The sequence below is a fragment of the Streptomyces sp. NPDC059567 genome (genome assembly GCF_042735655.1).
Taxonomy (GTDB): domain Bacteria; phylum Actinomycetota; class Actinomycetes; order Streptomycetales; family Streptomycetaceae; genus Streptomyces.
In genome coordinates this window covers 37,343-40,054 of sequence record NZ_JBHWBS010000071.1, presented here as the reverse complement: position 1 = coordinate 40,054, position 2,712 = coordinate 37,343, and the positions used below count along the sequence as shown (strand labels likewise).

At 74.4% G+C, this 2,712-nt stretch carries 3 protein-coding genes; all 3 read right to left on the bottom strand.

Annotated features, from left to right (window positions below):
• Positions 1-69: 69 nt before the first annotated feature.
• From ACFVZW_RS26420 to ACFVZW_RS26410, 3 genes are read right to left on the bottom strand one after another with little or no spacing between them, the layout of a single operon-like run.
• Entirely contained in the window at positions 70-846 is a 777-nt protein-coding gene (locus ACFVZW_RS26420; protein WP_384525949.1) for a phosphate ABC transporter ATP-binding protein, read from the bottom strand.
• A gap of 8 nt (positions 847-854) precedes the next feature.
• Entirely contained in the window at positions 855-1,784 is a 930-nt protein-coding gene (locus ACFVZW_RS26415; RefSeq protein WP_384525946.1) for a sortase, read from the bottom strand.
• A 17-nt stretch (positions 1,785-1,801) separates the two neighbouring features.
• Positions 1,802-2,629 (bottom strand): hypothetical protein, encoded by an 828-nt coding sequence (locus ACFVZW_RS26410; protein WP_384525943.1) that lies wholly within the window; start codon positions 2,627-2,629, stop codon positions 1,802-1,804.
• Between the last annotated feature and the right edge of the window lie 83 nt (positions 2,630-2,712).

The window sequence follows — 2,712 nt, the reverse complement described above, 5'->3', positions numbered from 1 at the left end:
GCGGGGCGCCCCGGGCGGCCCCGCCCCCCCCCCCCGCCCCCCACCGGTGCCGCGTTCCGAGCGCTCCCGTCAGCCGAAGCGGCCCTCCACATAGTCCGCCGTGCGCTGGTCGCGGGGGCTGCCGAACATGGCCTCGGTGGGGCCGTGCTCGACGATCATGCCGGGGGTGGCCTGCCCGGCGAGGAAGAAGGCGCACTGGTCGGAGACGCGGGCCGCCTGCTGCATGTTGTGGGTCACGATCACGACGGTGACCTCGTCCGCGAGCTCCCGGATCGTCTCCTCGATGCGCCGCGTGGAGGTGGGGTCGAGCGCCGAGCACGGCTCGTCCATCAGCAGGATGCGCGGCTGGACCGCCAGCGAGCGGGCGATGCACAGGCGCTGCTGCTGACCACCGGAGAGCGCGCCGCCCGGCTGGCGCAGCCGGTCGCGGACCTCCTTCCACAGGCCCGCCCGGGTCAGGCACTCCTCCACCAGCGCGTCCCGGTCGCTCGCCGCGACGCGGGTCCCGGTGAGCTTCAGACCCGCCGTGACGTTGTCGTACACCGACATCGCCGGGAAGGGGTTCGGCTTCTGGAAGACCATGCCGATGCGGTGGCGGGCCTCGGTGAGCCGGCGCCCGCGCGCATAGATGTCGTCGCCGTCCAGGAGCACCTCGCCGGCGAGTTCGGCGCCCGGGATCAGCTCGTGCATCCGGTTCAGGATGCGCAGGAACGTCGACTTTCCGCAGCCCGAGGGGCCGATGAGCGCGGTGACCATGCCGGCCGGCATGGTCAGGGAGACGCGGTTGAGGACCTTGCGGGTCCCGAACCAGGCGGAGATGGAACGTGCGTCCAGGTGGGAGGCCACGACTGTCCTTACAGGAGGTTGGGGAGGAGGAGGGCCGCCTGGTCGCCGGCCGCGAGGGCCAGCGCGACCAGGACCGGGAAGCCGACGAGCCAGACGTGCGCGCGGGGCACCCGGGACCGGGCCCAGACGAGACCGGCGGCGGCGAGCAGCAGCGCCTGCGACCACAGGACCAGCGGGATCCAGGACGAGGGCTGCCCCGCGAGCGGGAGTTCGTCGGCGGGGACCCGGCCGAAGCGGAAGGCGGGGACGGCGCCCGGCTGCGGTGTGGAGATCAGGTCCGCGTCGACCTGGAGGACTCCGGTCGGCCGGAAAGGCGAGCCGGTCGCGGTCATCAGCGTGAGCCGGCCCGTCCCGGGCCGGAGGGCGGGCGGCTGCGGGTCGCCGGCGCGCCGGACGCCCAGCACCCGGTAGGTGTGCTCGCCCTGACCGGTCGTGACCTTGAAGCTCTCCCCGGGCAGGAGCTCCACGAGATGCGCGAACGGGCCCCCGTACCCCGCCCGGCGGCCCATCAGGATGCTGTTGCCCGCCTGGCCGGGGAGCACGGTGTCGCGCCGGTGACCAGGGCCCGAGGCCAGCACCTCCGCGGTCGTGCCCTCCCGTACGACCTCCTTGAGACCCAGCTGGGGGATCGTCAGGAGAGCCATGGGCGTGCCCGGTTCGGTGGTGGCGCCGATCGGGGTGGTGGCGTTGGCCAGCGAGCCGCGGACCTCGGCGTAGCCGACGCGGCGGTCCCGCTCGTGGCGGACGTGGCCGAGCGGGCCGACCTCGGCGACGAAGCCGAGAAGCAGCGCGCCGAGGATGGCCAGGGCCCCGCCGACGGCCCACAGCGGGCTGGTGCGGGGTGCGGGCCCGGCCGGTGCCGGGGCCGGGGAGGCACTTGGCCTCCCCGGCCCGGCGGGGGCGGGACGCACGTCCACCGGGGTGGAGGTGGCTGTCATCGCGTGTGCTCCGTACGTCAGTTGTTGCCGAAGGTGATCAGTCCGCGCCGGCGGGCCCACCGGACGGCGAGGGCGCCGGTGACCACCAGGGCGGCGCTGAGCAGACCGAGGAGGACGGGGTCGGAGCCGGTGTCGGCGAGACCGCCACCGCCGTTGCCGCCGCCCGAGCCGGAACCGGAACCGCCGGCGGTGGACGAACCGCCCGAGGAGGCCGGATCGGTGGTCGAGGGGGACGCGTTCGGCGGGATGCTGGTGGAGACGCCGACCGTGTCACCGCCGGTGGCGGTCGTGCTCGGCGAGGGCGAGGCCGAGTCGGTCGGGGTGGGGGTCGCCGTGGTGGACGGGGTGCCGGAGGGGGTGCCCGACGGAGTACCGGAAGGCGTCCCCGACGGGGTGCCCGTGGGGTTCGTGCCGCCCGGGTCCGTGTCCTGGTAGACGGTGTTGGAGGTGAACCAGAGGGACCCGGTGAACTCGCCGAAGGTCTCGGATCCGAAGGCCTTCCGGCACACGATGGTCAGGTCGTAGCGACCCTCCAGGGTGCTGAACCCGGCCTCGTTGGCGTAGTCCCGCATGGTCATGGTGAGCGGCACGATGAAGCCGGCGCCGTTCGGGTCCTGCGGGTAGGTGGTGAGCGGCGAGTTGCCGACGACGTTCTTGCCCTCGGCGGGGAAGCCCTTGCCGGTCACCTTCACGAGGACGTTGGTGGCGGGCGCCGGGCAGGCGGCCGAGGTGGTCAGGTCGATGCTGGTCTCGTCGGTGCCCTGGCCCGGGTCGACCTTCGCCGTCCCCAGCGGGGCTGCCGAGGCCGTCGGCACCGTGAGGACGCCGACACCGGCGAGGACCACCGCGGCGGGGGGGGGCCCCCCCGCCCCCCGCCCCCCCCCGCGCCGGGTGTGAAGACAGAAAAGATCACTTTGGGGGGGGTCGG